The organism is Bradyrhizobium symbiodeficiens (genome assembly GCF_002266465.3).
Classification (GTDB): domain Bacteria; phylum Pseudomonadota; class Alphaproteobacteria; order Rhizobiales; family Xanthobacteraceae; genus Bradyrhizobium; species Bradyrhizobium symbiodeficiens.
On sequence record NZ_CP029427.2, the window covers coordinates 5,735,861 to 5,762,573 of the forward strand.

General features: G+C 64.2%; 30 protein-coding genes and 1 riboswitch. Of the genes, 23 read left to right on the top strand and 7 right to left on the bottom strand.

Annotated elements, in window-relative coordinates; all coding sequences use genetic code 11:
- Window positions 1-8 precede the first annotated feature (8 nt).
- The 6 genes from CIT39_RS26940 (at window position 9) to CIT39_RS26965 (ending at window position 7,797) form a co-directional block, all read left to right on the top strand.
- Window positions 9-1,568, top strand: coding sequence for a DUF4403 family protein (locus CIT39_RS26940; RefSeq protein WP_094977301.1), 1,560 nt, complete (start codon window positions 9-11; stop codon window positions 1,566-1,568).
- A 331-nt stretch (window positions 1,569-1,899) separates the two neighbouring features.
- Window positions 1,900-3,009 carry an ABC transporter ATP-binding protein gene (locus CIT39_RS26945; RefSeq protein WP_094977300.1) on the top strand — a complete coding sequence of 370 codons (1,110 nt, stop codon included), beginning with the start codon at window positions 1,900-1,902 and terminating at the stop codon, window positions 3,007-3,009.
- Window positions 3,010-3,052: 43 nt separating this feature from the next.
- Window positions 3,053-4,111 carry an ABC transporter substrate-binding protein gene (locus CIT39_RS26950; protein WP_094977299.1) on the top strand — a complete coding sequence of 353 codons (1,059 nt, stop codon included), beginning with the start codon at window positions 3,053-3,055 and terminating at the stop codon, window positions 4,109-4,111.
- A 221-nt stretch (window positions 4,112-4,332) separates the two neighbouring features.
- Window positions 4,333-5,595, top strand: a complete 1,263-nt coding sequence (locus CIT39_RS26955) for an ABC transporter permease (RefSeq protein ID WP_094977298.1) — start codon at window positions 4,333-4,335, stop codon at window positions 5,593-5,595.
- Window positions 5,592-6,419: an ABC transporter permease gene (locus CIT39_RS26960; protein ID WP_162308703.1), complete on the top strand. Its 828-nt coding sequence runs from the start codon at window positions 5,592-5,594 to the stop codon at window positions 6,417-6,419. Before CIT39_RS26955 ends, CIT39_RS26960 begins: the two co-directional genes overlap by 4 nt.
- Before the next feature lie 166 nt (window positions 6,420-6,585).
- Window positions 6,586-7,797 carry an ABC transporter substrate-binding protein gene (locus CIT39_RS26965; RefSeq protein WP_094977297.1) on the top strand — a complete coding sequence of 404 codons (1,212 nt, stop codon included), beginning with the start codon at window positions 6,586-6,588 and terminating at the stop codon, window positions 7,795-7,797.
- Between the two features lie 111 nt (window positions 7,798-7,908).
- Here the strand turns inward: CIT39_RS26965 and CIT39_RS26970 are convergent, their stop codons facing one another.
- Together CIT39_RS26970 and CIT39_RS26975 are read right to left on the bottom strand one after the other, a co-directional pair.
- Window positions 7,909-8,442, bottom strand: a complete 534-nt coding sequence (locus tag CIT39_RS26970) for a PRC-barrel domain-containing protein (RefSeq protein WP_094977296.1) — start codon at window positions 8,440-8,442, stop codon at window positions 7,909-7,911.
- Between the two features lie 244 nt (window positions 8,443-8,686).
- Window positions 8,687-9,259, bottom strand: a complete 573-nt coding sequence (locus CIT39_RS26975; protein WP_162308704.1) for a hypothetical protein — start codon at window positions 9,257-9,259, stop codon at window positions 8,687-8,689.
- A gap of 180 nt (window positions 9,260-9,439) precedes the next feature.
- Between CIT39_RS26975 and CIT39_RS26980 the strand changes: the two genes are divergently transcribed.
- Together CIT39_RS26980 and CIT39_RS26985 are read left to right on the top strand one after the other, a co-directional pair.
- Entirely contained in the window at window positions 9,440-10,210 is a 771-nt protein-coding gene (locus CIT39_RS26980; RefSeq protein WP_094977295.1) for a response regulator, read from the top strand.
- A gap of 14 nt (window positions 10,211-10,224) precedes the next feature.
- Window positions 10,225-11,550 carry an ATP-binding protein gene (locus CIT39_RS26985; protein WP_094977294.1) on the top strand — a complete coding sequence of 442 codons (1,326 nt, stop codon included), beginning with the start codon at window positions 10,225-10,227 and terminating at the stop codon, window positions 11,548-11,550.
- Between the two features lies 1 nt (window position 11,551).
- On the opposite strand, the gene CIT39_RS26990 is transcribed toward CIT39_RS26985, so the two are convergent.
- Window positions 11,552-11,752 carry a hypothetical protein gene (locus CIT39_RS26990; RefSeq protein WP_094977293.1) on the bottom strand — a complete coding sequence of 67 codons (201 nt, stop codon included), beginning with the start codon at window positions 11,750-11,752 and terminating at the stop codon, window positions 11,552-11,554.
- Between the two features lie 238 nt (window positions 11,753-11,990).
- Between CIT39_RS26990 and CIT39_RS26995 the strand changes: the two genes are divergently transcribed.
- The 8 genes from CIT39_RS26995 (at window position 11,991) to CIT39_RS27030 (ending at window position 19,907) form a co-directional block, all read left to right on the top strand.
- Window positions 11,991-12,536 carry a lytic transglycosylase domain-containing protein gene (locus tag CIT39_RS26995; protein WP_162308705.1) on the top strand — a complete coding sequence of 182 codons (546 nt, stop codon included), beginning with the start codon at window positions 11,991-11,993 and terminating at the stop codon, window positions 12,534-12,536.
- Between the two features lie 140 nt (window positions 12,537-12,676).
- Window positions 12,677-12,805: riboswitch (TPP riboswitch) on the top strand.
- Window positions 12,793-13,815: an FAD-dependent oxidoreductase gene (locus CIT39_RS27000; RefSeq protein WP_094977291.1), complete on the top strand. Its 1,023-nt coding sequence runs from the start codon at window positions 12,793-12,795 to the stop codon at window positions 13,813-13,815. (Overlaps the previous riboswitch by 13 nt.)
- On the top strand, window positions 13,806-14,003 hold the full coding sequence (gene thiS, locus CIT39_RS27005; RefSeq protein ID WP_094977290.1) for a sulfur carrier protein ThiS: 198 nt from the start codon (window positions 13,806-13,808) through the stop codon (window positions 14,001-14,003). Before CIT39_RS27000 ends, thiS begins: the two co-directional genes overlap by 10 nt.
- Before the next feature lie 154 nt (window positions 14,004-14,157).
- On the top strand, window positions 14,158-14,940 hold the full coding sequence (locus CIT39_RS27010; protein WP_094977289.1) for a thiazole synthase: 783 nt from the start codon (window positions 14,158-14,160) through the stop codon (window positions 14,938-14,940).
- Window positions 14,927-15,535 carry a thiamine phosphate synthase gene (locus CIT39_RS27015; protein WP_094977288.1) on the top strand — a complete coding sequence of 203 codons (609 nt, stop codon included), beginning with the start codon at window positions 14,927-14,929 and terminating at the stop codon, window positions 15,533-15,535. The genes CIT39_RS27010 and CIT39_RS27015 overlap by 14 nt, the downstream gene beginning before the upstream one ends.
- A 24-nt stretch (window positions 15,536-15,559) precedes the next feature.
- The gene (gene thiC, locus CIT39_RS27020; RefSeq protein ID WP_094977287.1) at window positions 15,560-17,458 is read left to right on the top strand and encodes a phosphomethylpyrimidine synthase ThiC; all 1,899 of its coding nucleotides are present in this window, start codon (window positions 15,560-15,562) and stop codon (window positions 17,456-17,458) included.
- Between the two features lie 198 nt (window positions 17,459-17,656).
- Window positions 17,657-18,754 carry an AAA family ATPase gene (locus CIT39_RS27025; RefSeq protein ID WP_202975543.1) on the top strand — a complete coding sequence of 366 codons (1,098 nt, stop codon included), beginning with the start codon at window positions 17,657-17,659 and terminating at the stop codon, window positions 18,752-18,754.
- A gap of 610 nt (window positions 18,755-19,364) precedes the next feature.
- Window positions 19,365-19,907, top strand: a complete 543-nt coding sequence (locus tag CIT39_RS27030; protein ID WP_094977286.1) for a mismatch-specific DNA-glycosylase — start codon at window positions 19,365-19,367, stop codon at window positions 19,905-19,907.
- A gap of 219 nt (window positions 19,908-20,126) precedes the next feature.
- Here CIT39_RS27030 and CIT39_RS27035 read toward each other — a convergent pair whose 3' ends face one another.
- Complete coding sequence (locus CIT39_RS27035; protein WP_094977285.1) at window positions 20,127-20,564, bottom strand: VOC family protein; 438 nt, start codon at window positions 20,562-20,564, stop codon at window positions 20,127-20,129.
- A 174-nt stretch (window positions 20,565-20,738) separates the two neighbouring features.
- Here CIT39_RS27035 and CIT39_RS27040 point away from each other — a divergent pair, with 174 nt between their 5' ends.
- Together CIT39_RS27040 and CIT39_RS27045 are read left to right on the top strand one after the other, a co-directional pair.
- A complete protein-coding gene (locus tag CIT39_RS27040) occupies window positions 20,739-21,389 on the top strand; it encodes a glutathione S-transferase family protein (RefSeq protein ID WP_094977284.1) in 651 nt (216 codons plus the stop codon).
- A gap of 66 nt (window positions 21,390-21,455) precedes the next feature.
- Window positions 21,456-22,151, top strand: coding sequence for a glutathione S-transferase family protein (locus tag CIT39_RS27045; RefSeq protein WP_094977283.1), 696 nt, complete (start codon window positions 21,456-21,458; stop codon window positions 22,149-22,151).
- Between the two features lie 123 nt (window positions 22,152-22,274).
- On the opposite strand, the gene CIT39_RS27050 is transcribed toward CIT39_RS27045, so the two are convergent.
- Entirely contained in the window at window positions 22,275-22,709 is a 435-nt protein-coding gene (locus CIT39_RS27050; RefSeq protein ID WP_094977282.1) for a hypothetical protein, read from the bottom strand.
- 530 nt (window positions 22,710-23,239) lie between these two features.
- Between CIT39_RS27050 and CIT39_RS27055 the strand changes: the two genes are divergently transcribed.
- The 3 genes from CIT39_RS27055 (at window position 23,240) to CIT39_RS27065 (ending at window position 24,525) form a co-directional block, all read left to right on the top strand.
- Window positions 23,240-23,623, top strand: a complete 384-nt coding sequence (locus tag CIT39_RS27055) for a RidA family protein (RefSeq protein ID WP_094977281.1) — start codon at window positions 23,240-23,242, stop codon at window positions 23,621-23,623.
- A 152-nt stretch (window positions 23,624-23,775) separates the two neighbouring features.
- Window positions 23,776-24,036, top strand: coding sequence for a hypothetical protein (locus CIT39_RS27060; RefSeq protein ID WP_094977280.1), 261 nt, complete (start codon window positions 23,776-23,778; stop codon window positions 24,034-24,036).
- A gap of 237 nt (window positions 24,037-24,273) precedes the next feature.
- Window positions 24,274-24,525: a hypothetical protein gene (locus CIT39_RS27065; protein ID WP_094977279.1), complete on the top strand. Its 252-nt coding sequence runs from the start codon at window positions 24,274-24,276 to the stop codon at window positions 24,523-24,525.
- 79 nt (window positions 24,526-24,604) lie between these two features.
- Here CIT39_RS27065 and CIT39_RS27070 read toward each other — a convergent pair whose 3' ends face one another.
- Entirely contained in the window at window positions 24,605-25,102 is a 498-nt protein-coding gene (locus CIT39_RS27070; protein ID WP_094977278.1) for a molecular chaperone DnaJ, read from the bottom strand.
- Window positions 25,103-25,213: 111 nt separating this feature from the next.
- On the opposite strand from CIT39_RS27070, the gene CIT39_RS27075 reads away from it, so the two are divergent.
- Both CIT39_RS27075 and CIT39_RS27080 read left to right on the top strand, forming a co-directional pair.
- Entirely contained in the window at window positions 25,214-25,981 is a 768-nt protein-coding gene (locus tag CIT39_RS27075) for an SDR family NAD(P)-dependent oxidoreductase (protein ID WP_094977277.1), read from the top strand.
- Between the two features lie 184 nt (window positions 25,982-26,165).
- Entirely contained in the window at window positions 26,166-26,414 is a 249-nt protein-coding gene (locus CIT39_RS27080; RefSeq protein ID WP_094977837.1) for a helix-turn-helix domain-containing protein, read from the top strand.
- Here the strand turns inward: CIT39_RS27080 and CIT39_RS27085 are convergent.
- Window positions 26,411-26,653: a hypothetical protein gene (locus tag CIT39_RS27085; RefSeq protein ID WP_094977276.1), complete on the bottom strand. Its 243-nt coding sequence runs from the start codon at window positions 26,651-26,653 to the stop codon at window positions 26,411-26,413. The genes CIT39_RS27080 and CIT39_RS27085 overlap by 4 nt on opposite strands.
- Between the last annotated feature and the right edge of the window lie 60 nt (window positions 26,654-26,713).

The following is a 26,713-nucleotide window of genomic DNA, read 5'->3' on the forward strand; positions in this document are numbered from 1 at the left end:
GGGGATCGATGCGACTGACGTTGAATCTGAAGACCATCATGATCGCCGTCGCGGTGCTCGCGGCGTCGTTCTTCATCAGCTTGAAGGCGATGGACTTGCTGTCGCCGCGCGCGACGAATTCGGCACCACCCGTGGCGCAATTGCCGCCGCTGCCGCCGGCGTCGAAGAGCTCGATCGTGATCGCGCCGGTCGCCATCGCGCTGTCGGCGATCCGCGACCAGGCCGAGAAGGCCGCGCCGCGCAATTTCGCGGGCAAGGCCGACAACCCGATCTCGCAGATCCTGGAGAACGCCGACATCGGCTGGACCGCCGTGCGCGGACCAATGGCGGCTGCCGGCGACAAGGACGTGCTGACGATCTCGACGCCGCTCAACGGCAAGCTGAACGTGACGGGCTCGCTGTCCTCGAAAGCCACCGGCGCCCTCGGCGACGCGCTCGGCAGCGTGCTCGGCGGTGACGCGGCGAAACGGATCGGCGCCGTCAACATCAAGAATTTGAACGCCAGCGCCGAGATCAGGGGCAACGTCATCGTCACCTCGCGCCCGAAGATCGCGGCCAACTGGCATCTCGAGCCCAATCTCGGCGCCCAGGTCAATCTCGGCGATACCAACCTCAACGTCGCCGGCGCCAAGGTCAACGTGCCCGCACAGGTGAAGCCGCTGATCGACAAGAATGTCGGCGAGCAGATCAACATCGTCTCCGAGCGCATCCGCAACGATCCGGGCCTGCGCGAGAACGCGAAGCTGCAATGGGCCAAGGCCTGCCGCTCGATCCCGCTGCAGGGCTCGGCCGCACTGCCGCCGCTCTGGCTGGAGATGAAGCCGATCCGTGCCATCGCCGCGCAGCCGCGGGTCGATGCCCAGGCCGTGACGCTGCTGATGGGCCTGGAAGCGGAGACGCGCGTGACGTCGACGCAGACCAAGCCGGACTGCCCGTTCCCCGACAAGATCTCGATCGTGCCGCCGACCGGCACGGGCGTGAACATTGGCGTGCCCATCGACGTGCCCTTCACCGAGATCAACAAGCTGATCGCCGCGCAGATGGTCGGCCGCACCTATCCCGAGGACGGCTCCGGCCCGGTCGACGTCACCGTCAAGAGTGTCAACGTGGTCCCGTCGGGCGAACGCCTGCTGATCTCGCTGCTGGTGCGCGCCAAGGAAAAGAAGAGCTGGCTCGGTCTCGGCGCCGAGGCGACCGTGCACATCTGGGGCCGGCCGGTGCTCGACCAGGCGCAGCAGACGCTGCGGCTCACCGACATCCAGCTCGCGGTCGAGTCCGAAGCGGCCTTCGGACTGCTTGGCGCGGCGGCGCGCGCGGTGGTGCCGCAGATGCAGCAGGCACTGCTGCAGAGGGCCACGCTCGACCTGAAGCCGATCGCCGCCAACGCGCGCGAGAAGATCGCCGGCGTCATCGCCGACTTCCAGAAAAGCGAGGACGGCGTCAAGGTCGACGCCAAAATCGACAGCCTGACGCTGGCCGACATCGCCTTCGATTCCAAGACGCTGCGCGTGGTCGCGGAAGCCGGCGGCTCGCTGAATGTGTTTGTGAGCAAGCTATCGGGGATGTAGCGCGCCTTCGCCTTGCTATCGTATCGAGAGCCTTTCCCTGCTGCCATCCTTCGAGACGCCCGCCTTCGGCGGGCCCTCAGGATGAGGACGGAATGTGCGGCACCAGTTTCGACGAGCACGCATGCTCATCAGCCTCATCCTGAGGAGGCGCGTCAGCGCCGTCTCGAAGGACGAGGCGTGCGCGCAGCTGCCGCCGCTTGTCATATGCGCACCGGAAGCGAATGCCCCTCCCTCGCGCACCGCTGGCATTCTCGCCCGAGGCTGCTAAGCTGCCGCTCGGCAACCTCGAACGAGGGTGCTGACAGCATTGTAGCGGCAAGTCGAGGTCAACATGGAAGCCGGCATGGTCACGCCTGCGCCGGCACTGGTACGCTTTTCCGGCATTCAGAAGACCTATGATGGCGAGCATCTCGTGGTGAAGAACCTCGATCTCGACATCAGGAAGGGCGAGTTCATCACCTTGCTCGGCCCTTCGGGCTCGGGCAAGACGACCACGCTGATGATGCTGGCCGGCTTCGAGGTTCCGACCCAAGGCGAGATTTACCTCGCTGGCCGGCCGATCAAGAACATGCCGCCGCACAAGCGCGACATCGGCATGGTGTTCCAGAACTATGCCCTGTTTCCGCACCTGACGATCGCGGAGAACATCGCATTCCCGCTATCCGTTCGCAACACGAGCAAGGCGGACGTGCAGGAGCGCGTAGGTTCGGCGTTACGCATGATCAAGATGGAAACCCTGGCGCACCGGCGGCCCGGGCAGCTGTCCGGCGGCCAGCAGCAGCGCGTGGCATTGGCCCGCGCGCTGGTCTTCAATCCGCAGCTCGTGCTGATGGACGAGCCGCTGGGCGCCCTGGACAAGCGCCTGCGCGAACAGATGCAATTGGAGATCAAGCAATTGCACGAGACGATGGGCATCACCGTCGTGTACGTCACCCACGATCAGAGTGAAGCGCTCACGATGTCGGACCGCATCGCCGTGTTCAACGACGGCATCGTGCAGCAGATCGACAAGCCCGACGCGCTGTATGAGCATCCGGTGAACAGCTTCGTCGCCCATTTCATCGGCGAGAACAACGTGCTGGCCGGCACCGTCGAGACGGTGGACAAGGACTATTGCCGCGTCGCGCTGGCTGGCGGCGGCACCGTCACCGCACGGGCGATCAATGTGTCAGGCGCAGGCGCGTCGACGTCCCTGTCGGTACGGCCGGAGCGGATCGCCATCGTCCCGAACGGCAACTCCAGTGACGGACCGAACCGGCTGCCGGCCAAGGTGCAGAACACCATCTATCTCGGCGACCACGCGCTGGCCGTGCTCGATGTCTCGGGGAATGCCGAGTTCATGGTCAAGCTTCAGCCGGGCGCGCATGACAGCCTGACACATGGTGCAGACGTGTTCGTCACCTTTCGCCCCGAGGACTGCCTCGCCCTCGATCCGGTCTGACCCGGCGATCGAACTCAACGCAGATTAAGAAGGAACAAGGACCATGCTGAAGCGCAAGATTGGCCAGATTGCTCTGGGTTTCACCGCGGCCTTCGCCGCCAGCGCCGCGCTGGCCACGGTCGTGCACGCGCGTGATCTCACGATCGTGTCGTGGGGCGGCGCCTATCAGGATGCCCAGAAGAAGGTCTATTTTGAGCCGTTCAAGAAGGCGGTCGGAATTGCCATGAACGACGAGTCCTGGGACGGCGGCGTCGGCGTGCTGCGCGCCAAGGTGCAAGGCGGCGCCGCCACCTGGGACGTCGTCCAGGTCGAGAGCGACGAACTCGCAGTCGGCTGCGAGGAAGGCCTGTTCGAGAAGCTGGACTACACCAGGATCGGCGGCGAGGCCGCCTACATCCCGCCGTCCGTCAATCCCTGCGGCGTCGGCGCCATCCTCTACGACTTCGTTCTCGGCTACGACAAGGACAAGCTGAAGGAGGCCCCGAAGGGCTGGGCCGACTTCTTCGACACCAAGAAGATTCCGGGCAAGCGCGCCCTGCGTCAGGGCCCGAAGACCACGCTCGAGATCGCACTGATGGCCGACGGCGTCGCGCCGAAGGACGTCTACAAGGTGCTGGCGACCGACGAGGGCATCGAGCGCGCCTTCAAGAAGCTCGACACCATCAAGGGCGACATCGTCTGGTGGAAGGCCGGCGCCCAGCCGCCGCAACTGCTCGCCTCCGGCGAGGTGACGATGACATCGGTCTACAATGGCCGCATCGACACCGCGAACAAGAACGAGAAGAAGAACTTCGGCATGGTGTGGGATGGCGCGCTGTTCACGCTCGACAGCTGGGTCATCCTCAAGGGCAGCCCGAACAAGGACGCCGCCTACAAATTCCTGGACTTCGTCGGCAAGGCGGAGAACCAGTCGAAACTGTCGGAGAATATCTCTTACGGCACCTCGAACAAGGACGCAGCCGCCAAGCTCGCCCCCGCCGTTCTGAAGGACCTGCCGACAGCGCCTGACAACATCAAGAACGCGGTCGAGATCAACGTTGCCTTCTGGCTCGAGAACATCGACCGCCTGACCGAGCGCTTCAACAAATGGGCCGCGAAATAGCGCGCGGCTGAAATGGGCGCTGAGGCAACGACGTGGCAGATAGCGCGCCCGCGGCGCATCCTTCGAGACGCCCGCCTACGGCGGGCCCTCAGGATGAGGTCTGAGTTTGCGGCAGTGACTCTACGGGCACCGTCGTCGAAGAGCCTCATCCTGAGGAGACCGCGAAGCGGTCGTCTCGAAGGACGAGGCGCTTGCTCGGGCCGCTCCGAGGGGCTCACTCCATGACAAGAGCTTCTCTAGCCGGCGCCGATGCGTCGACCGAAGTGCCGCTCAAGCGCCGATTGAGGCGTGCTGAGCGCGCCCGCCAGGTCAAGGCATTGGCGCTGGTGCTGCCGCTTCTCGTCTTCCTGCTCTTCACCTTCGCAGGCCCCATCGCCGGCATGCTGTGGCGCGCGGTCGATGACCGGGAGGTGCGCCAGCTTCTGCCGCAAACGGTCGCGGCTCTCGCCAGCTGGGACGGCAAGGACCTGCCGAATGAAGACGCCTTTGCTGCGCTCGCAAGCGACGTCCTGGCGGCGCGCGCCGCCGGCACCATCGCGATCGCAGCCAAGCGGCTGAACTACACGCTGAACGGCTTTCGCACGATCCTGACCAGCACGGCACGCAACCTGAAGGCCGCGCCGGAGCGAGGAGTCGCGAAGGAGACGCTGGGCAAGATCAATGCGGCCTGGCGCGAACGCGCGACATGGACGACGATCAAGGACGCCGGCGGTCCCATCACCGGCTTCTACCTTTTGTCCGCGCTCGACCTGACGCGGAACGTCGACGGCGCAATCATCGCAGCCCCGCCGGACCAGGCGATCTACCGCGAGGTTTTCACCCGCACCTTCGTCATCAGTCTCAGCGTCACCGTCCTCTGCCTGATGCTTGGCTTTCCGGTGGCCTACCTGCTGGCGACGCTGCCGCCTGCCAGATCGAACCTGCTGATGATCTTCGTCCTGCTGCCGTTCTGGACATCACTGCTGGTCCGCACCTGCGCCTGGATCGTGCTGTTGCAGAGCAAGGGCGTCGTCAATGACAGCCTGCACTGGCTCGGCATCATCGACCAGCCGCTGCGGCTGATCTACAATCGCTTCGGTGTCTGCGTCGCGATGACCCACGTGCTGCTGCCGTTCATGATCCTGCCGCTCTACAGCAGCATGAAAGCGATCTCGCCGGCTTACATGCGTGCCGCCGCCTCGCTCGGCGCGCCGCCGGTCACGGCCTTCTTGAGGATCTACCTGCCGCAGACGCTACCCGGCATCGGCGCGGGAAGCCTGCTCGTCTTCATTCTCGCGCTCGGCTATTACATCACACCCGCACTCGTCGGCGGTGCCGCCGATCAGATGATCAGCTATTTCATCGCGCTCTACACCACCGAAACCGCCAATTGGGGACTCGCTTCGGCGCTCGGGGCGGTGCTGCTGCTGGCCACCCTTCTGCTGGCGCTCCTCTACGGCAAGCTGGTGCGGGGCCAGCAGGTCACGGGAGGCATGAAAAATTGAGCGACAATGCTTCCTTGCGCACGCCCAGCCAGCGCATCGCGTGGACCGCGACCATCGTCGTCTCCACGCTGGTGTTCATCTTCCTGATCGCGCCAATTTTGGCGATCATGCCGCTGTCCTTCAGCTCGGGCTCGTACCTGACCTATCCGCTGCCCGGCCTGTCGTTGCGCTGGTACGACGACTTCATCAATTCGCCGCGCTGGATGAACGCGCTGAAGAACAGCATGATCATCGGCGTCGCCTCGACGGCGCTGTCCATGGTGCTCGGCACGCTGGCCGCGCTTGGCCTCGCGCAATGGAAGAGCCGGTTCAAACCGCTCGTGCTCGCGTTCGTGCTGTCCCCGGTCGTGGTTCCCGGCGTCATCACCGCGGTCGGCCTGTATTTCTTCTTCGCGCCGATCGGATTGACCGGCAGCTATCTCGGCCTGATCCTGGCCCATACCGCACTGGCGACGCCCTTCGTGGTGATCACGGTCGGCGCGACCCTGCAGAGCTTCGACACCAATCTGGCGCGCGCCGCCGCCTCGCTCGGCGCCTCGCCAATCTACGCGTTCCGCCGCGTGATCCTGCCGCTGATCCTGCCCGGCCTCGCCTCAGGCGCGCTGTTCGCCTTCGCGACCAGCTTCGACGAGGTCGTGATCGTGCTGTTCATGGCAGGTCCGGAACAACGCACCCTGCCGCGCGAAATGTTCAGCGGCATCCGCGAGAACATCAGCCCGACCATCACGGCCGCGGCGGTCATTTTGACGACGGTGTCGGTCATCCTCCTCGCGACGCTGGAAGGCTTGCGCCGGCGCAACGAACGGCTCAAGGGTGGCGGCTGATAACTTCCCCTCTCCCCGCTTGCGGGGAGAGGCAAAGGAAACACCGCCGCCCCTGCTTATTTCTCCACCCCCTCACGCATCTTTGCATTAACTGCCGCGACCGATTGCGGTTAGAACACTCCCCTCAACAAAGCCCAAACAACAACACACAGGGAGAAGAACAACCATGCAAAAACTCATCGCCACCCTCGCGACCGGTCTCGCCCTTGCCGCTACGTCCGGCACCGCGCAGGCGCAGATTTCCGACGACGTGGTCAAGATCGGCGTGCTGACGGACATGTCGAGCCTCTATGCGGACGCGACCGGCAAGGGTTCGCTCGCCGCCGTCGAGATGGCGGTCGCCGATTACGGCGCCAAGGTTGCGGGCAAGCCCGTACAGGTGGTTGCCGCCGATCACCAGAACAAGCCCGATGTCGGCGTCAACATCGCTCGCAACTGGTACGACAACGACAAGGTCGATGCGATCTTCGACGTGCCGACGTCCTCGGTGGCGTTGCCGGTCTCGGCACTGACGCGCGAGAAGAACAAGATCAACATCAATTCCGGCGGCGGCTCGTCAGACATCACCGGCACCGCCTGCTCGCCCAACACCGTGCACTGGACTTACGACACCTATGCGCTGTCGAACGTCGCCGGCAAGGCGATGGTCAAGCGCGGCGAGGACACCTGGTTCTTCATCACCGCCGACTACGCCTTCGGCATGGCGCTGCAGCGCGACGCTGCCAACGTGGTCAAGGAAAGCGGCGGCAAGGTGCTCGGCGAGGTCCGCCATCCGCTCAATTCGTCGGACTTCTCCTCATTCCTGCTGCAGGCCCAGGCCTCGAAGGCCAAGGTGGTCGCGCTGGCCAATGCCGGCGGCGACACCACCAATGCGTTGAAGCAGGCGTCCGAGTTCGGCCTGACCCAGGGCGGCCAGAAGATGATCGCGCTGTTGCAGGAAATCACCGACACCCATTCGCTCGGCATCAAGGCGACGCAGGGCCTGATCGTCACCGACGCCTTCTACTGGGACATGAACGATGAGACCCGCGCCTTCTCCAAGCGCTTCAACGAGAAGGTCGGCCATATGCCGACCATGATCCAGGCCGGGCTCTATTCGGCGACCATGCATTATCTGAAGGCGATCGACGCCATCAAGACCGACGAGGCGCCGAAGGTGATGGCGCAGATGCGCGCCACGCCGGTTAACGACTTCTTCGCCAAGAACGGCAAGATCCGCATCGACGGCCGCATGGTCCACGACATGTATCTGTTCGAGGTCAAGAAGCCCGAGGAATCCAAGGGCGAGTGGGACCTCTACAAGCTGATCGCCACCGTGCCGGGCGACGAGGCGTTCCGGCCCCTCGACAAGGGCGGCTGTCCGCTGGTGACGCACTGAGCGGTGACGCACCGTGCGACCTCTCCCCGCAAGCGGGGCGAGGTAAGAAAACACACGCCAGCGCGCCCGGTGAAAACCGGGCGCGCCTCGTTCAGGCGGTTGGAAGCCGCATTACTCCGAGTACTTGAACTCGGGCATGTTCTTCAACTCGTCCTTGGTCGCATTGAACACGGCGTGGTCCGGGTACCACTTCGAGGTCGACGACGTAGTCGAAGCGGCCGGGGCCATCGTCGTGGTCTTTTCAGTGCCGGTCGCGGCGCCCGTCGTGGTGGTCGTCGTCGCCGGCTTGGTGGTAGTGGTCGAAGCCACCGCTTCGTTGACGAACTTCAGCTTCTCGTAGGGCACGGCGACCAGATGCTCGCCCAAGCCGAGGAAGCCGCCGACACCGATCACGGCGATCTTGATGTCGCCGCTCTTGTCCATCAAGAGGTCGCTGATCGTGCCGATGTTCTCGTTGGCGTCATTGTAGACCTTCAGGCCGTCCATCTTCGAGGTGCGCCACTGGCCCGACGCCGTCGTGGTGGTCGTCGTGGCGGTGGTGGCCGCGGCAGGCGTCTTGTCGGTGGTCGCGGTCGGCGATTGTGCGAACGCAACGGTAGCTAGCAGTGCGGTGCCGGCAAGACCGGCGGCGATCGATTTCATCATGTTGTCCTCTCCTTCACGAAAACTCGTGTGGAGGAAACAGCGATGATCACCCGCAGTTCCGTGCGCGCCGCAATTTCGTCGCGCAATGCGCGAGCGCGACAATTTTGCAAGGACTGTTCTTTGCGAGGACTGTTCCTGCGTCACCCAGGAACATTTTGCGGCGCACGGTTCCCCGCCTGCGATCATGCGCCCTGGGTGAAGCACGATCGCGGCGAGGACCCGCGCCGACCCGCGTCGCTCAGGGTCAGCTCTTGTAGTCGATCAGAAGCGCGGAGAAGTCGGAATTGCCGGACGAGCCGCCGTTGGCGCCGTAGGACGAGCTCGACGATTGCGACTGCTGCAGCGCCTGAAGGAACTGCTGGAGAATCTCGGCCGTGGTGGCATCGGTCGACGTGCTGCTGGTCGAGTCCGTGGATGACGCCGAATCCGAAGAGCTGTCGTCCGGCGGCGGACCGGGCGGAGGTCCGCCTGCACCACCGGGGCCGCCCGCCCCGCCCGGACCGCCCGCGAAGGCGGACTGAAACACATTCTTCAGCTCCTCGGCCTGATCCGAGGTCAGCGTCCCGTTCGACACCTGGTTCGAAATGAGGTCGTCGATCTTCGCCTGCACGTCGTCCTTGGAGGGGCGCGTGCCGCTTGACTGGTCGCTCGACCGGCTCTGCTGGAGTGCGGTGTCGATGTCGGTCAGTGCCGTCGAGAGCGCCGACTGGTCCGACGACGAGATCGTGCCGGCGGACACTTCCGATTGCAATTCCTGCTGCAGCCGCTGCAGCGGCGACTGGTGGTTGCCGGCGGAGGCCGCCGAAATCGAGGTCATGATGGCTCCGTGGATTTTGCGGGGTTTCGTCGCGGACCACGCCACGGTATGGTTAACGGCCTTAACGAGACCTTGCCGCTCCGCAACCCGGCGATTGCCGTTTGTTGCGGAAAGCCAGGGAGAAACAATCCGAAACAAAAATCTTCGCCATTTGGCCCGAATCTTGGACAAACAAAGCGCATGGCCATTCCCAATCCCAACATCCTGGTCGTCGAAGACGATCGCGAAACCCGGACATTGATTGCGAAGTACCTGCGCAACAACGCCTGCAACGTCACCGCCGTGAGCGACGGCCGCGAGATGTCGCGCGCCATGGCCGATCATCGCATCGACCTGATCATCCTCGACGTCATGCTGCCCGGCGAAGACGGTCTCAGCCTGTGCCGCAAGGTGCGTGCCGAGGCGCAGACGCCGATCATCATGCTGACCGCGCGCGGCGAGGACGTCGACCGTATCGTCGGCCTCGAGATGGGTGCGGACGACTATTTGCCGAAGCCGTTCAACCCGCGCGAGCTGCTCGCCCGCATCAACGCGGTGCTGCGCCGCCAGGCCGCGGCTCGAGCGGCCAGTTCGATCGAAGGCGCCTCCACGCTCGTGTTCGAAGGCTGGCGCATCGACCTGCGCCTGCGCGAGCTGCGCAATCCCGAAGGCGCCCGCGTCGCGGTGACCAGCGCCGAATTCGATCTGTTGCGCACGTTCTGCGAACGGCCCGGCCGCGTGCTGTCGCGCGACAGCCTGCTCGACCTCACCCAAGGGCGCAACACCGGATCGTTCGAACGGTCCATCGACGTGCTGGTCAGCCGCATCCGCCGCAAGATCGAGCCCAATCCGGCCGATCCCATCCTCATCAAGACGGTCCGCTCTGGCGGCTATCTGTTCACGCCGAGAACGCAGGCTGCGAGCCCTCTGACGGCAGGCACTGAAGTGGTTGCGGCGCCCCTGAGCAGTTGAAGGGGACGCCGACGATGAAGTCGTTCGGGTTCTTTCACCTCAAGGGAATCGGCGGGCAGATCGCCGCGCTGGTGCTGGCTTCGACCGTCGCGCTCCATCTCGTCGTCACCACCGCGTTCCTGATCAGCCGGCCGGACCGCTCCGACACGCCGCCGGACGACGCGCATCAGCTGACCGATGCCGCGCTGCTGCTCGGTTCGGCCGAGGCCGGCGAGCGTCCGCGCCTGGTCGCCGATCTCGCGCGCGCCTTCCCCAAGCTCGGCATCGAAATACTCGCGCCCGGCTCAGCAAGCGTCGAGGAGAACGACAACCAGCACCTGCACGGGATGCGCCGTCATCTCGGACGCGACTACAAGGCCGTGCTTCTGACCCCGAGCGGTACCGGATCGCGCGTCGGCGTCGAGTTGCCTGACGGCACCATGATCGCCGGACGCGTCGAGGGCGGGCCGCGGCCATGGTTCTGGGGCGGCCCGTGGCTGATGGCTTTGATGACCGCTTTCATCTGCGTCAGCGTACTCGGGCTGTGGGCGGCGCGCGCGCTGGCGGCGCCGCTATCGTCCTTCGCCAAGGCCGCCGAGAATTTCAGCGTCGACGGCGGAGCGGAGCCGCTGCCGGAGCGCGGCCCCGAGGAGATCCGTTCGGTGGCGCGTGCGCTCAACCGCATGCACGAGCGGATCGCGCGGCTGATGTCGGACCGCACCCGGATGCTGGCCGCGATCAGCCACGATCTGCGCACGCCGATCACGCGGCTGCGCCTGCGCGCCGAGTTCATCGAGGACGAAGGCAACCGCAAGCGCATGCTGATCGATCTCGACCAGATGCGATCGATGCTGGAAAGTGTGCTGTCGCTGCTGCGCAACGACCGCAAGGTCGAGGCGGTGACGCTGGTCGACATCGCCAGCACGCTGCAACTCGTCGCCGACCAGTTCGGCGACATGGGCCATGTCGTGCATTACGACGGGCCGGCGTCCGCGACCGCCGCCGCGCGGCCCGAGGATCTGCATCGCGGCATCACCAATCTCGTCGAGAACGCGGTGCGGTTCGGCGCCGAGGTGACGATCCGCCTCGACATATCGCACACCACGCTCGTCATCGACGTCGAGGACGACGGCCCCGGCATTTCGGACGCGCGCAAGCAGGAGATGCTGGAGCCGTTCGTGCGCGGCGACGATGCGCGCACCATGGACGAGTCCACCGGCTTCGGGCTCGGCTTGTCGATCGCGCGCGCGATCGCGATCGCCCATGGCGGCGAGCTGTCGCTGCACGACCGCAGCCCCCATGGACTGATCGTGCGGATGCAATTGCCGCTCTGGCAGCAGCCGCGGCTCGCGGCGGCCTAATTCACGCCGCGAGCGGCGGGTGCTCGATCGCCGCCTCGTCGAAGATCGCCACGGCCTCGAAGCGATAATTGCAGGCGTGGCAGGTCCAGAGATAGGAGACACGCCCCTCACCCGGCTCGATCCAGTCGGGCCGCGGGATCGGCATGCCGCATTGGGCACAGGGGTTTTGCCTGGGGGTCTCACTGAGGACTGCTTTTGTCATGGCACCTCTCCCGATTTGCTAGCCGCTTCCTACTCGCTTTCGCGGGCTCGCGCGACTAGACAGCCTTTCTGCCGCGAGCGGGCATCCGCCTGAGGGAACCCGTATCCCGGCATTGAGTCGTAACAACGGCTCGGCGCCGCCAAATCGTTAACGGCGGCGTTTGGTCACATCATCGCCGCGTTCGACAGGCCTATCGGCCATCGGGCGCAGGTCACTCATAGGACCTCAGGAATATCTGATGAAATTTTTACGCATTGCCGCGCTGCTCGCGGCCGGATTGACATTGCCACAGGCCGCCTTCGCCGGCGAAGCCGACTATGCCGAGATGGTCGCGGCCCATGCCCGCGCCAACGGCGTGCCGGAGGCGCTGGTGCACCGCGTCATCATGCGCGAGAGCCGTTACCAGCCGCACCTCGTCGGCCGCGGCGGCACCATCGGGCTGATGCAGATCAAGCTCGCGACCGCCCGCGGGGTCGGCTACACCGGCGATGCCGCCGGCCTGCGCGATCCCGACACCAATCTCACTTATGCCGTGAAATACCTTGCCGGCGCCTATCGCGCCGCCAATGGCGACCACGCCCGGGCCGTACGCTATTTCGCCGGCGGCTATTACTACGCCGCCAAGCGCCAGCGGCAGGAGATGGTGCAGCAGGCCAGCAACGAGACGAATTCCCAGGTCTGGCTCGAGCCGAACGGCAACCCGCAGCCGATGTTCGGCACTGTGCCGCACAGGAAGCTGGCCCAGCGCGTCCGCAACGCGCGGGCGCAAGTTCCCGGTCGGTAATCGCCGTCATGGCCGGGCTTGTCCCGGCCATCCACGACCTTTCGCACGATAACAAGAACGTGGATGCCCGGGCTAAACAGCAAGCCCGGGCATGACGACCGTTAACGCGTTGACCACCCCGCCCCGCTGTCCTACATTAGCACCGTTCCGAGGGGTGCTCCGAGGAGGAGCTGAGATACCGCTAAATGGGCAATAACGCCCAGGACCGCGGTGACCCTTTGAACCTGATCCGGGTCATGCCGGCGAAGGGACAGGGATGTTGCAAACGACCAAGCGACCGGACTCTCCGGTATCCATCATCGGCGCAGGCATTGCGGGAGCCTGGCAGGCCCTGCTGTTCGCGCAGGCCGGCCATGCCGTGACCCTGCACGAGCGCGGTGACGAGGCGATGACGGATGCCACCAGCCATTGGGCCGGCGGCATGCTCGCGCCCTATTGCGAGGCCGAGGTCGCCGAACCCATCATCAGCCGCCTCGGGCTGCGCTCGCTCGATCTCTGGCGGCGCGAGCTGCCCGACACGCCGTTCAACGGCTCGCTGGTCGTCGCGCATCCGCGCGAGCGCAACGATTTCGAGCGCTTTGCGCGCATGACCGAGGACCACCGCCGGCTCGATGCCGCGGGCCTCGCCGCGCTCGAGCCCTCGCTGGAGGGCCGCTTTCGCGACGCGCTGTTCTTTCCGGCCGAGGGCCATGTCGAGCCGCGCCGCGTGCTGCCGCAGCTGCACGATCGCATCCGCGCCGCCGGCGGCACCATCAAATTCGGCAGCGACGTCACCGTGAGCGATCTCGCTGGGGATCCCGACGGCATCGTGATCGACTGCCGCGGCCTCGGCGCCCGCGAGGAGCAACCCGAGCTTCGCGGCGTCAAGGGCGAGATGATCCTGATCGAGACAGCTGAAGTGCAGTTGGCCCGCCCGGTGCGGCTGATGCACCCGCGCTGGCCGCTCTACGTGATCCCGCGCGAAGACAATCTGTTCATGCTGGGCGCGACCTCGATCGAGACCGAGGACACCGGCGTCAGCGTCCGCTCCGCGCTGGAGCTGCTGGGCGCGGCCTACACGGTGCATCCGGCGTTCGGCGAGGCCCGCATCGTCGAATTCGGCTCGGGGCTTCGTCCCGCCTTTCCCGACAATCTTCCGCGCATCGGCATTCGCGGCAGCACGATCTCCGTCAACGGCCTCTACCGCCACGGCTTCCTGATCGCGCCGGCGCTCGCCGAGCTGACGCTGCAATACGTCCAGCGCGGTCAGATCGACAACGAGGTGATGCAATGCGCGTGATCGTCAACGGCGAGCAACGCGAGATCAATGCGGCCAGCGTCGACGCGCTGCTCTCGGAGCTCGACTACGAAGGCACTCATTTCGCCATCGCGCTGAACTACGACGTCGTGCCGAAAAGCCGCTGGGCCGAGACGAGCCTGAAGGCCGGCGACGAGATCGAGATCATCACGCCGCGGCAGGGAGGGTGAGGATGATGTTCTCGCCAAACTCTCCGCTGTCATCGCCCGGCTTGACCGGGCGATCCAGTACGCCGCGGCTTTGCGATTCCAGCCGCGCAGCCGCGGCGTACTGGGTCCCCGCCTTCGCGGGGACGACAGCTACAATTGAGGAGACACCTCCCACATGGTGACCTTCTACGGCAAGACCTTCTCTTCCCGCCTCCTCATCGGCAGCGCGCTCTATCCCTCGCCTGCGATCATGCAGTCTGCGATCCGCGCCTCCGGCTCGAACATCGTCACGGTGTCGCTGCGGCGCGAATCCGCCGGCGGCAAGTCGGGCGATGCGTTCTGGAAGCTGATCCGCGAACTCGACGTCACCGTGCTGCCGAACACCGCGGGATGCCGCAGCGTGCGCGAGGCCGTGACCACGGCAAAACTCGCGCGCGAATTGTTCGGCACGACCTGGATCAAGCTCGAGGTCATCGCCGACAACGACACGCTGCAGCCCGATGTCGTCGGCCTGGTCGAAGCCGCCGGCATCCTGATCAAGGACGGCTTTGAAGTATTCCCCTATTGCACGGAAGATCTCTCGGTCGCGAACCGTCTGGTTGACGCCGGCTGCAAGGTCGTGATGCCGTGGGCCGCTCCGATCGGCAGTGCCAAGGGCATCACCAATCGCGATGCCTTGAGGTTGCTGCGAGAGCGACTGCCCGACATCACGCTGGTGGTCGACGCCGGCCTGGGGGCGCCCAGCCACGCAGCCGAGGCGCTCGAGCTCGGCTATGATGCCGTGCTGCTCAACACCGCAATCGCCAAGGCTGCCGATCCCGTCGCGATGGCGAACGCCTTCCGTCTCGGCTGTGATGCCGGCCGCACCGCTTATGAAGCCGGGCTGATGAACGCCCGCGACTTCGCCTCCCCCTCCACCCCTGTCGTTGGGACACCGTTCTGGCATGCCGTATCCTGATCGATTCTATCCCGTCGTCGACAGCCTCGCCTGGGTCGAGCGCCTGACCAAGCTCGGCGTCGGCACCATCCAGCTGCGCGCGAAAGATCTCGACGACGGGCAGGCCTTGCAGATGGTCACCGACGCACTGGCGATCACGAACGGCACACAAGCCAAGCTGGTCGTGAACGACTATTGGCGCGCCGCGATCGTCGCCGACGCAAAATATCTGCATCTCGGCCAGGAGGATCTGGCCGAAGCCGACCTCAAGGCGATCCGCGAAGCCGGCCTCTCGCTCGGCATCTCCACCCATGATGACGCCGAGCTTGAAACTGCACTCGCCGCCAAGCCCGACTACGTCGCGCTCGGCCCGATCTTCTTCACCACGCTCAAATCGATGCGCTTCGAGCCACAGGGCATTCCGAAGATCACGGAGTGGAAGAAGCGTATCGGCGCCATCCCGCTGGTCGCGATCGGCGGCATCAAGTTCGAGCACGCCGCGGAGATCTTCGCCGCCGGCGCGGATTCGATCGCGGTGGTCAGCGACGTCACCCAGAATGCCGACCCGGATGCGCGGGTCAAACAATGGCTTGGCGATTCCGCCAAAGCCGCCTGAACCAGAAATACACCGGAGGATCCCATGAACATCCGCTCCAACCCCGACAAAACCGTCCCCGCCGTCACCACCGGCCCGCTGCCCTCCTCGCGAAAGATCTTCGCATCCCCCGACGCCGCGCCGGATCTGCGCGTGCCCCTGCGCGAGATCATCCTGTCCGAAGGCGCCGGCGAGCCGAACCTGCCGGTGTACGACACCTCCGGCCCCTACACCGATCCGTCCGTGACGATCGATGTCAACGCCGGCCTTGCCCGCAACCGCAAAGCCTGGGTGCTGGAGCGCGGCGGCGTCGAGGAATATCAGGGCCGGCAGATCAAGCCGGAGGACAATGGCAGCGTCTCCACCGACAAGGCCGCGCGCGCGTTCAGCGCCTATCACCAGCCGCTGCGCGGCCTCGACGGCCACAAGATCACCCAGCTCGAATTCGCCCGCGCCGGCATCATCACCAAGGAGATGATCTACGTCGCCGCCCGCGAAAATCTCGGCCGCAAGGAGCAGTTGGAGCGCGCCGAGGCAGCACTCGCCGACGGCGAAAGCTTTGGCGCCGAAGTCCCCGCCTTCATCACGCCGGAGTTCGTCCGCTCCGAGATCGCGCGCGGCCGCGCCATCATCCCCTGCAACATCAACCACAGTGAACTCGAGCCGATGATCATCGGCCGCAACTTCCTGACCAAGATCAACGCCAATATCGGCAACTCCGCCGTGACGTCGTCGGTCGAGGAAGAGGTCGAGAAGATGGTGTGGGCGATCCGCTGGGGCGCCGACACCGTGATGGACCTCTCGACCGGCCGCAACATCCACACCACCCGCGAATGGATCCTGCGCAACTCGCCGGTGCCGATCGGCACCGTGCCGATCTACCAGGCGCTGGAGAAGTGCAACGGCGATCCGGTGCAGCTGACCTGGGAGCTCTACAAGGACACGCTGATCGAGCAGTGCGAGCAGGGCGTCGACTATTTCACCATCCACGCCGGCGTGCGCCTGCAATACATCCACCTCACCGCCAGCCGCGTCACCGGCATTGTCAGCCGCGGCGGCTCGATCATGGCGAAGTGGTGCCTGGCGCATCACAAGGAAAGCTTCCTCTACACCCATTTCGACGAGATCTGCGACCTCATGCGCAAGTATGACGTCTCGTTCTCGCTCGGCGACGGCCTGCGCCCCGGCTCGATTGCGGACGCCAACGACCGCGCCCAGTTCGCGGAGCTGGAGACGCTCGGCGAGCTCACAAAGATCGCGTGGGACAAGGGCTGCCAGGTCATGATCGAAGGCCCCGGCCACGTGCCGATGCACAAGATCAAGATCAACATGGACAAGCAGCTCAAGGAGTGCGGCGAAGCCCCCTTCTACACGCTCGGACCCCTGACCACCGACATCGCGCCGGGCTATGACCACATCACCTCAGGCATCGGCGCGGCCATGATCGGCTGGTTCGGCTGCGCCATGCTCTGCTACGTCACGCCGAAGGAGCATCTCGGCCTCCCTGATCGCAACGACGTCAAGGTCGGCGTCATCACCTACAAGATCGCCGCCCACGCCTCCGACCTCGCCAAAGGCCACCCGGCAGCCCAACTGCGCGACGACGCCCTCTCCCGCGCCCGTTTCGACTTCCGCTGGAGCGACCAGTTCAACCTCGGCCTCGACCCCGAGACCGCGAAAAACTTCCACGACGAGACCCTGCCGAAGGAAGCCCACAAGGTCGCCCATTTCTGCTCGATGTGCGGCCCGAAATTCTGCTCGATGAAGATCACGCAGGACGTGCGGGATTATGCCGCGACGCTGAATGATCCGAACAGCGTGGGCATGTCGATGAGCGGCACGGCCGAGGACGGCATGAAGCAGATGAGTGCGAAGTTCAAGGAGATGGGCGAGAGCTTGTACCTGGATGCGGAGAAGGTGAAGGAGAGTAATCGGGTGTTGTGAGGGCGCCGGCTGCGCCTGATATTGGCCTACCAGCAGTAGCACACGCCGGGCTGGTCCTCACCAGCCCGGCGCGCGATTCTACTGGGCGTTGAGCATCGTGTTTGATAGAACGTCGTCGATACGATAGGGGCATTCGCTTTGATAGTCACACATCTCGCCATAAAGAACTGGCGAAACTTCCGCAGTTCAGAAGTGGAATTGACAGATCGTGTCTTTATCCTTGGCGCGAATGCGTCTGGAAAATCCAACTTTCTCGACGTCTTTCGCTTTCTGCGAGATGTCTGCTCCCCTCAAGGTGGCGGATTACAAAAGGCTATTCAATCTCGCGGAGGTCTCTCCAAGGTTAGATGTTTATCCGCAAGACAGAACCCTCATATCGAGATCGACGTAACGCTCAAACCGTCCTCGGAGTCGAGCGAAAGTTGGCGCTACATACTCTCTATTGCCCAAGAGCCCCGCGGCTTTCGTCGACCGATCGTTCAGAAGGAGATTGTTTATAGGGACGGGCACAAGATACTTGAGCGACCTGACAGCGACGACGAAGGGGATCCTGAGAGGCTGATCCAAACCCACATTGAGCAGGTCAACAACAACGTCGAATTTCGAGAAGTGGCGAGGTTCTTTGCATCGACGACTTACCTTCATCTCGTTCCACAACTACTCCGGTTCAATGACGAAATTCAGGGACGGACGATCGAGACGGACCCATTTGGTCAAGGCTTCCTCGACCGCGTCGCTAAAACTACGCCGCGATCACAGAAAAGCCGCCTCAGCCGAATCGAACGCGCCTTAAAAATTGCAGTTCCTAACCTTGAGCAACTTAAGTTCGAGCGCGATGAAGCAACCGGACGACCGCACCTTGCGGCGCTTTACAAGCACTGGCGCGCAAACGCTGGCTGGCAAAGAGAAGATCAATTTTCTGACGGTACACTACGGCTCATAGGTCTTCTCTGGGCTCTCCTCGAGGACGACGCACTGCTCTTGCTTGAGGAGCCTGAACTATCGCTAAATTCTGCGATCGTCTCGAAACTTGCCCCCTTGATTTATCGACTTCAACGGCAGAGACGTCGGCAGGTGATCATCAGCACTCACAGTGTAGATTTGCTCTCTGACTCGGGCATAGCTGCTGAAGAGGTAATCCTTTTGGACACATCCGGCGAGGCAACCAGAGCCGTGAACCTTCGCGAGGTTTCTGACGCATATCAACTAATCAAATCTGGCTTCCCAGTAAGCGAAGCCGTTCTTCCCAAAACTGCCCCGGCGCAGATAGATCTATTCGCGCAAGTAGATGACTGATATCATATTGTTTTCTGAGGACGCGCTTATCGAGCAGGCGGCTCAGAAGATCATCGCCCGCGAAAATCCAAGGCTGATAGTGTCCAACCTGATGGGTCGGCGCGGGTTTTCATATTTTCAGAGTCGCGTTGATCAAATTCGCAGATCGGCAACGTCGCTGAAGTTTCTGGTATTCTTGGACGGCGACGTGCTAGGGGCTACCTGCCCGAGCTATGCGATTAGTCGATGGTTTCAGAACTCGCAACCAAAGAACATATACGTACGGTTTGCATTTCATGAGGTTGAAAGTTGGCTACTTGCAGATCGGCACAATCTTGCAGAATTTTTGAACGTGCCGATTGGGGCAGTACCGGTGGTTACAGACGCCGATCGGAACGCTAAAGAGACTCTAATTCAGCTTGCACGTCGTAGTCGTAGCCGCGAAATAGTCCAAGATATGGTTCCTGCGCCAGGATTCACCTCACCAGTGGGACCGGCCTATAATTCGCGCGTGTCCAAGTTTATACAGACCAGTTGGGACGTCGGAACAGCCGCTCAAAGTAATTCAAGCTTGGCGCGTGCATGCAGACGAGTTGCGGCGATCAGGTAGCCCTGAGTACGGACACCCGATTTGGCTAACACTGGGATCCACCGCCTCCCCGACCAACTCCGCCCAAACCTCCGCCTCGTCTTCGTCGGCACCGCCGCCTCGACGCGCTCGGCCGAACTCGGGCATTACTACGCCCATCCCGGCAACCGCTTCTGGCGCGCGCTGCATGAGGCCGGGATCACGCCGCGGCGCTATCAGCCAGGCGAATTCGCGTCGCTGATCGAGCTTGGGATCGGCTTCACCGATCTCTCCAAGACGGGCGCGGGAATGGATCACCAGATCGCAGCGGAGACGATCGACGTGCCGGGCTTCAGGGCGAAGATGGAGACGTACCGGCCGCGAACGATTGCGTTCACGAGCAAGAAGGCGGCGAGCTTGTTCTACGGCCGGCCGTCAACGGCGATTAGGCTGGGGCGGCAGATGCGCAATGAGGATTTGCCGGAGATCTTTGTGCTGCCCTCGCCGTCGGGCGCGGCGTCCGGGCATTGGACGCTGGAGCCGTGGCGGGAGCTTGCGGCGTGGATCGCTGCACTCGACGCACAACGCCCACAGACCTCATCCTGAGGAGACCGCAAAGCGGTCGTCTCGAAGGATGGCCGCGGGCGAGATGCGGGCCTGCATGGTTCGAGACGGCGCTTCGCGCCTCCGCACCATGAGGGTCTAGCTTCGTAGGGTGGGCAAAGGCGCGTCAGCGCCGTGCCCACGATTTGTCCGTGAGTCCCGGCAGTGCGTGGGCACGGCGCGCGAAGGGCGCGCCTTTGCCCACCCTACGGCCGTCGGTCCTCACCCCGCATAGGCCTTGTCGAGGTCCGCGATCACGATCTTCCGCATCCCCATCATCGCCTGCATGACGCGGTTGGCCTTGGTCCTATCGTGGTCGCCGAGATAGCGGCCGAGCGCCGATGGCACTACCTGCCAGGACAGGCCGAACTTGTCCTTGAGCCAGCCGCAGCGGGACTCTTCACCGCCGTCCGCAATCAACCGGCTCCAGAAATAGTCGACTTCCGCTTGCGTCTCCACGCTGATGAAGAACGACACCGCTTCGTTGAACTTGTATTGCGGCCCGCCGTTGAGCGCGTGGAAGCGCTGGCCCTCGAGCTCGAACACCGCCATGAAGTCGCTGACGGTCTCGACCTCAGCGTTGGGGAACACCGATTTGTAGAAGGCGACAGCCTCCTGAACGTTGTTGTCGAACCAGAGAAACGGCGTGATTGACGTCATGAACTCACTCCTTTTGCCTCGGGGCGGGACGCGCGACACCCGCATCATCGCTCCAAGGACGAGCGGCGGAACGGTGTTCCGACACGGGCGCCGGATTTTTTACGGCGTCCGCCGTCGGAACCCGCGCCGGCCATCCGTCCTTCGAATGCGACACCTGATACCCCGGAGCCCCCGATGATCCCCACCATCACCGCCTTCGAAAGCTCACCCGATCGCGGGCGCGGCCAGGCCCGCGACATGCGGGTGCGCTGGGCGCTCGAAGAGGTGGGGCAGCCTTACGATGTCCGCCTCGTCTCGTTCGCCGAGATGAAACAACCCGCCCATCTCGCCCTGCATCCATTCGGGCAGATTCCGACCTATGAGGACGGCGACCTCGCCTTGTTCGAGTCGGGCGCGATCGTGCTGCATCTCGCGGAGCGCCATGTCGGGTTGCTGCCTGACGAGGACAATGCCAGGAGCCGTGCGATCGCATGGGTGTTTGCCGCGCTGAGCACGCTGGAGCCGCCGATCGTCGAGCTCGGGATGGCCATGCTGTTCGAGCGCGACAGGAGCTGGTACGCGGAGCGCCTGCCGATGCTCAGGGATCGCGTCCGTACCAGGCTCGGCGAATTGTCCCGCCGCCTCGGCGGTGCCGACTGGCTCGACGGCGGGTTCAGCGCCGGCGATCTGATGATGGTGACCGTGCTGCGCCGGCTGCACACATCGGGCCTGCTCGACGAGTATCCTGATCTTGCCGCCTATGTCGTTCGCGGCGAGGCGCGGCCGGCGTTCCGACGGGCTTTCGATGCGCAGCTGGCGGTGTTCACCGCGGCATCGCGTTCGTAGGGGCACTCCCTCATTGCGTCTGCCACGGCTCCCCTGCATGCTGCCCCCAACGCAGAGGAGCGTCCCATGCTGACCCTCTACTCCTATCCCGATCTGTTCGGCGTCGCCGACAACAACGGCTACGGCCTCAAGGTCTACGCGTTCCTGAAGCTCGCCGGCGTGCCGTTCGTGCATGAACACGTCTTCGATGCTTCCGCCGCGCCTCGGGGGCAGCTGCCTTATATCGTCGACGACGGCGAGACCATCGGCGATAGCGAGACCATCATCGCGCATGCGATCGCGAAATATCGCCTGACCATCGATGCCGATTTATCCGCGGAGCAGCGCCGCACCAATCACTTCGTCACGCGCATGCTCGACGACCTCTATTGGGTGATGTCGTATTCGCGCTGGAAGGACGATCGCTTCTATCCGGCGTTCCGCGACGGCTTCATCGCGCAGCATCCGCAGATCGATGCGAAAGGATTCGAGAAGGCGAAGGCGTACAATTCACAGCGCTATCATTATCAGGGCATCGGCCGCTACGCGCCCGATCAGGCCTACGCGCGAGGGCTCGCCGATTTGCAGGTGCTGGCCGAGATCGTGCCGGCGACAGGCTTCGTCCACGGCGAGCAGCCCACCAGCGTCGATGCCGGCATCTATGGCTTCATCGCCAACATCTACTACTTTCCGATCCCGACCCCGCTGAAGGCCTTCGTCGACGCGCACGCAAATCTCGTCGCGCATTGCGAGCGGATTCACGCGGCGGTGAGTGGATCGTAGTCCGGGCTTCGTATCTCGTAGGGTGGGCAAAGCTGAAGCGTGCCCACCAACTGTTTCGTGTCGTACTGGCACCGATGGTGGGCACGGCGCTTGCGCGCCTTTGCCCACCCTACGCGACCTGCCCTACCGCATCGTGATCGCAAGCCCGCTGAGATCCGCATTCGCCATCAGGCCGGTCTGGTAGCCCGACAGCTCCAGCACGGCGCCCTTCTGGTTGGAGAGCACGATGGCACGGGCGCCGCGGCCGATCGCGAGGCCGGCTCCGGCGGCGCCGTAGACGCCGGCAACGTCGGAGGGACGGTTGATGTTGGAGACGCGGCCGCGCAGCACGGTCTTGGAACCGCCGAACACCAGGCCGTAGTCGAGCCCGCCGGTCGACAGCGCATAGGAACGGCCGCGGAAGTTCAGCGTGCCCGAGCCGCCGGAGCCGCCGATGATCCAGCCCGCCTTGTAGATCGTCAGCACCACGGTGCCGCCGTCGGCCAGCGCCGAGGTCGAGAGGCCGGCCAGGGCGGCGATGGCGACCAGCGCGGCGCGACAAGTGGATGCGAACTTCATGGGTGTCTCCGGGGCTATTTTTCAAGGGAGGATTCGAATCAGACGCAGCGAATGTACAGGATGGATCGGGGCGGCAACATGATGGGTGAGGCGCGTGGCGGGCGATCGCTCTCCCCGCGAGCCCCTCGCGGTCTGAGCAGGCGCCTCGTCCTTCGAGACGACCGCTTGCAGCGGTCTCCTCAGGATGAGGCTAACTGGCACCGATCCCGCGGAAGCTGCTGCCGCATACTCCGCCCTCATCCTGAGGAGCCCGCCAAGCGGGCGTCTCGAAGGATCGCCGCAGAGACCTCGGTTCCCATATATGCGGCCATGCGTTGAGAGACGAAACATGCACCCCGACATGATGCAATCATGCCCCTGTATTGCCCGACGGAGCAACTCGAATTTTTTGCCGTTTCCGAATTCTAAAAACCCAATGATTTCCGCATCATCCCTACTGTGCATGGGGTTGTTTTCGCATTTTTTGGTTTGAGCCCCCCTCGCCTGCCGCTACGCTCATGGACCACGAGAACACTGTTCGAGGTGATCCCATGCCGATCCAGCATTTCGCGCCCCCGCCGCACGTCAAGGCGCCGCCGCTGTCGTTCGCGACGCGCGTCGGCGATCTCCTGTTCGTCTCCGGCATTCCCGGCTTCGACGCCAATGGCGCGCTGCCCGAGAGTTTCGAGGCGCAGTTCGCCAATGTCGTCGTCAACATCAAGCGCGTGCTGGACGAGGCCGGCGCCGGCATCCGCGACCTCGCCAAGGTCAACGTGCTCCTGACCCGCGCCGCCGACGTCGCCGCCATGAATGCGCTCTATGCCGGCGCCTTCGGCCCGCCGCCCTACCCGGCGCGCACCACCTGCGTGGTGCAGGCCCTGCCCGATCCGAAGATGCTGATCGAGATCGAAGCGGTGGCCTCGCTGGCGAAGTGAGCGGCCTTCGCGTGTGGCTTGCCGGGCACGCGGTCCAACCAAATGCCCGGGGAACAGCTGACATGTCCGTGAACGGCAGCTCCCCGGCTTGCAAAGGACCTGCTTTTACCGCACGAATTTCGAGATCGTACTTTCCCTCAAGGAGATATTTCATGCGTCGCGTTCTCGCCCTCTGTGCCGTTGCCGGCATCGCCACTTCCGTGTTCGCCGTGCCCGCGTCGGCGGCCGTCGGCTATTACGTGATCCGCTGGGACAACACCGGCATCTGCCAGGTCTGGAACGAAGACCTGAAGTACAAGCCGTTCCAGTTTGGCGCGTCGACCTACAAGGTCGTCAGCAAGCCGCTCCCGACCTTCCAGGCCGCGTCCGACGTCCAGATCAAGCTGCGCGCCGAGCGTCGCTGCACGCTCTGAGAGCTTTAGCAACGGACCGGATTTCGAGGGCGGGTCGCGCGAGCGGCCCGCCTTTTTCCTTTGCGGGACCGCGCGTTTTCCGGCCGAAATCAGCTATTTCCCGTCCGCGCGCTTTGAACCTGATCTGCACGCGGACCTACTCACATCTTGTCCGGCGCGCATCCCCAAGCGTCCGGCACCAAGCCCTCCCCGTGATTGCCGGGAGGCGCACCACACCATTCATTTGAGGAGCTGATCATGCGTCGTATTTCCGTGCTGTGCGCTGCCGCCGGCCTTGCCGTCACCGCCTTCGTCGCGGCGAGCCCTGCACAGGCCAGCTATCACCTGATCCGCTGGCAGGACACCGGCCTGTGCCAGATCTGGGACGAGACCATCCCGACCACGCCGTGGCCGGCCGGCTATCATCGCGCCAGCGCCACCGTGCCGACCTTCATCGACGCACTCGCAATGAAGGATGCCGCGTTGAAGAACGGCCATTGCAAGTGGTGAAATAATCGATCGGCGGACGAAGAGCGGGCAAGGACGCGGGCATGCGTCCTTGCCCGTTTGTTTTTGAGAACTGAGCTTCTCACGCGTCCTTATGCGCGCCGGGATGGATCAGGAGGTCGCGTGCGGCGGCGAGGTCGATGAAGGCTTGCGCGCTGCCGCCGCGGTCGGGATGCATGCCCTTGGCGGCGCGGCGATAGGCCTGGTTGATGTCCTCGCAGGTGATCTGCACCGAAAGCGGCAGGCCGAGCACCTTGCGGGCGCGATCCTCGCTGGACAGTTGTTTCGGCGTGGCGTTGCGGCGGCCGAAGCGCGGCGCGGTCAGATCATGAACGACTTCGAGCACCACACCGAGACGGCGCTGGGCCGCCAGCGTGACGCCGTGATCGTCATTGTCGACCGCCTGGCGCAGCACCGGAAGCGCCTGCTCGGCGGCCTGGCGCAGCGTGGCATCCGGGCTCATCCGCGCGATCTCGGCCACGAGCCGCCCCGCCTCGGCCCAATCGGCCGAATGCGCCGACCGCAGGCGTTCGAGGGCAGGTTTCCAGGAGTCGAGCCGGGTGTCGAGCCGTTCCATCATGCGCGCAACGTTTAGCAATGAGGATCAGTATGCCAAGGCTGCCGTTTCCGACCCCTTAATTTCGAGTTAGCGTTTCATGAAACTTCGAAACGAAATCGGGAGGAATATGTCATGGCATTGCTCGCAAACCATATCGCCGTCGTCACCGGGGCCGGCTCCGGCATCGGCCGCGCCATCGCCGCCGGCTATGCCCGCGAGGGCGCGCAAATGGTGCTGCTCGACGTCAACGCCGACACCGTCGCGGAGGCCGCCGGGGAGATCCGCAAGGCGGGCGGCAGGGCCGAGAGTTTTGCGCTGGACGTGACCCGGCGCGAGGATTGCTTCGCGCTGGCCAAACAGGTCGCCGACAAGGTCGGGCAGGTCTCGATCCTCGTCAACAATGCCGGCATCACCCGCCGCAACGCCTTCACCGCGGAGACCGAGACGGTGGCGAAGGACTGGAACGACATCATCTCGCTCAACCTCAACGGCGTCTTCAACGTGACGCAGGCCTTCCTCGCACCCTTGCGCGCGAGCAAAGGCCGCATCGTCAATATCGGCTCGATCCAGTCCTTCGTGCATCTGCGCACGCCGAGCTCGGCGGCCTATACGACCTCGAAGCACGGCGTGCTCGGCTTCACCAAGGCGCTCGCGGCCGAGCTCGGCAAGGAAGGCGTGCGCGTCAACGCGATCGGGCCGGGCTTCATCGAGACCAACATCAACGCCAATGTGCGCGCGACAAATCCGGCACTGGTGCAGGCCTTCGTCGACCACACCCCGCTGGCGCGCACCGGCAAGCCCGAGGATATCGTGGGTCCCGCGATCTTCCTCGCTTCTGATCTGTCGGCCTATGTCACGGGAACGATCGTGATGGTGGACGGCGGCTACCGCACGGTGTGAGGGCCATCACTGAGCCGCCGCCAATCGCGGCGGCTTCGCGGCTTTCCCGAGGTCATCTGGTGCGATCGTCCGCGATTAACCTTTCGTTAACCAAACCCGCCCACCGTAGATCTACGGCTTGGGGGTCGTTTGTTCTCGATCCGCTTCCAACGATGGCAGCGGGCGTTGATCGGGGAGTATGTCGATGACCACTGTTCATGTCGCTGCGTCCGAACCGGGCGCACAATTCCTTGCCCCTCACCAGATCGTGCCGCTTCTGATCGGCGCCACCGTCGACGAGGTCGAGCGCGAGCTCGTGCTCCAGACGCTCGCGCGCTGCGACGGCAACCGCACCCGCGCCTCGCGCGTGCTCGGCCTGTCGGTGCGCACGCTGCGCAACAAGATCAGGATCTACGCGGCGTCCGGGATCGACGTGCCCGCCTATCAGGACTAGCGTCCGAGAATGCGCCGCTGAATCAGTCCGCCGGTGATGATCGCAAGCGCGATCATCGCGACGAAGGCGGCGATCATCTCGATCGCGCGGAGGAAGAAGGCCGTCATGACAGCCCATGACGGCTGCGGCTCCTCGGCGAATGCGACCGGCACGACGTCGGGCACCAGCTGATGAGCGAGGCCAAGCGCTGCTGCAAGGACGACGGCGAACAGCCAGAAGATCTTCCACGCCGCGCGCATCGGTCGCTCCTGACAGGAGTTGTGGCCGTACGATCGATGACACGGCGGCGCATGCCGCCG

Excerpts from the sequence above, each read along its gene's own strand:
- CIT39_RS26940 (WP_094977301.1), top strand. The coding sequence starts at position 9 with ATGCGACTGACGTTGAATCTGAAGACCATCATGATCGCCGTCGCGGTG.
- CIT39_RS26945 (WP_094977300.1), top strand. The coding sequence starts at position 1,900 with ATGGAAGCCGGCATGGTCACGCCTGCGCCGGCACTGGTACGCTTTTCC.
- CIT39_RS26950 (WP_094977299.1), top strand. The coding sequence starts at position 3,053 with ATGCTGAAGCGCAAGATTGGCCAGATTGCTCTGGGTTTCACCGCGGCC.
- CIT39_RS26955 (WP_094977298.1), top strand. The coding sequence starts at position 4,333 with ATGACAAGAGCTTCTCTAGCCGGCGCCGATGCGTCGACCGAAGTGCCG.
- CIT39_RS26965 (WP_094977297.1), top strand. The coding sequence starts at position 6,586 with ATGCAAAAACTCATCGCCACCCTCGCGACCGGTCTCGCCCTTGCCGCT.
- CIT39_RS26970 (WP_094977296.1), bottom strand. The coding sequence starts at position 8,442 with ATGATGAAATCGATCGCCGCCGGTCTTGCCGGCACCGCACTGCTAGCT.
- CIT39_RS26975 (WP_162308704.1), bottom strand. The coding sequence starts at position 9,259 with ATGACCTCGATTTCGGCGGCCTCCGCCGGCAACCACCAGTCGCCGCTG.
- CIT39_RS26980 (WP_094977295.1), top strand. The coding sequence starts at position 9,440 with ATGGCCATTCCCAATCCCAACATCCTGGTCGTCGAAGACGATCGCGAA.
- CIT39_RS26985 (WP_094977294.1), top strand. The coding sequence starts at position 10,225 with ATGAAGTCGTTCGGGTTCTTTCACCTCAAGGGAATCGGCGGGCAGATC.
- CIT39_RS26990 (WP_094977293.1), bottom strand. The coding sequence starts at position 11,752 with ATGACAAAAGCAGTCCTCAGTGAGACCCCCAGGCAAAACCCCTGTGCC.
- CIT39_RS26995 (WP_162308705.1), top strand. The coding sequence starts at position 11,991 with ATGAAATTTTTACGCATTGCCGCGCTGCTCGCGGCCGGATTGACATTG.
- CIT39_RS27000 (WP_094977291.1), top strand. The coding sequence starts at position 12,793 with ATGTTGCAAACGACCAAGCGACCGGACTCTCCGGTATCCATCATCGGC.
- thiS (WP_094977290.1), top strand. The coding sequence starts at position 13,806 with ATGCGCGTGATCGTCAACGGCGAGCAACGCGAGATCAATGCGGCCAGC.
- CIT39_RS27010 (WP_094977289.1), top strand. The coding sequence starts at position 14,158 with ATGGTGACCTTCTACGGCAAGACCTTCTCTTCCCGCCTCCTCATCGGC.
- CIT39_RS27015 (WP_094977288.1), top strand. The coding sequence starts at position 14,927 with ATGCCGTATCCTGATCGATTCTATCCCGTCGTCGACAGCCTCGCCTGG.
- thiC (WP_094977287.1), top strand. The coding sequence starts at position 15,560 with ATGAACATCCGCTCCAACCCCGACAAAACCGTCCCCGCCGTCACCACC.
- CIT39_RS27035 (WP_094977285.1), bottom strand. The coding sequence starts at position 20,564 with ATGACGTCAATCACGCCGTTTCTCTGGTTCGACAACAACGTTCAGGAG.
- CIT39_RS27040 (WP_094977284.1), top strand. The coding sequence starts at position 20,739 with ATGATCCCCACCATCACCGCCTTCGAAAGCTCACCCGATCGCGGGCGC.
- CIT39_RS27045 (WP_094977283.1), top strand. The coding sequence starts at position 21,456 with ATGCTGACCCTCTACTCCTATCCCGATCTGTTCGGCGTCGCCGACAAC.
- CIT39_RS27050 (WP_094977282.1), bottom strand. The coding sequence starts at position 22,709 with ATGAAGTTCGCATCCACTTGTCGCGCCGCGCTGGTCGCCATCGCCGCC.
- CIT39_RS27055 (WP_094977281.1), top strand. The coding sequence starts at position 23,240 with ATGCCGATCCAGCATTTCGCGCCCCCGCCGCACGTCAAGGCGCCGCCG.
- CIT39_RS27060 (WP_094977280.1), top strand. The coding sequence starts at position 23,776 with ATGCGTCGCGTTCTCGCCCTCTGTGCCGTTGCCGGCATCGCCACTTCC.
- CIT39_RS27065 (WP_094977279.1), top strand. The coding sequence starts at position 24,274 with ATGCGTCGTATTTCCGTGCTGTGCGCTGCCGCCGGCCTTGCCGTCACC.
- CIT39_RS27070 (WP_094977278.1), bottom strand. The coding sequence starts at position 25,102 with ATGATGGAACGGCTCGACACCCGGCTCGACTCCTGGAAACCTGCCCTC.
- CIT39_RS27075 (WP_094977277.1), top strand. The coding sequence starts at position 25,214 with ATGGCATTGCTCGCAAACCATATCGCCGTCGTCACCGGGGCCGGCTCC.
- CIT39_RS27080 (WP_094977837.1), top strand. The coding sequence starts at position 26,166 with ATGACCACTGTTCATGTCGCTGCGTCCGAACCGGGCGCACAATTCCTT.
- CIT39_RS27085 (WP_094977276.1), bottom strand. The coding sequence starts at position 26,653 with ATGCGCGCGGCGTGGAAGATCTTCTGGCTGTTCGCCGTCGTCCTTGCA.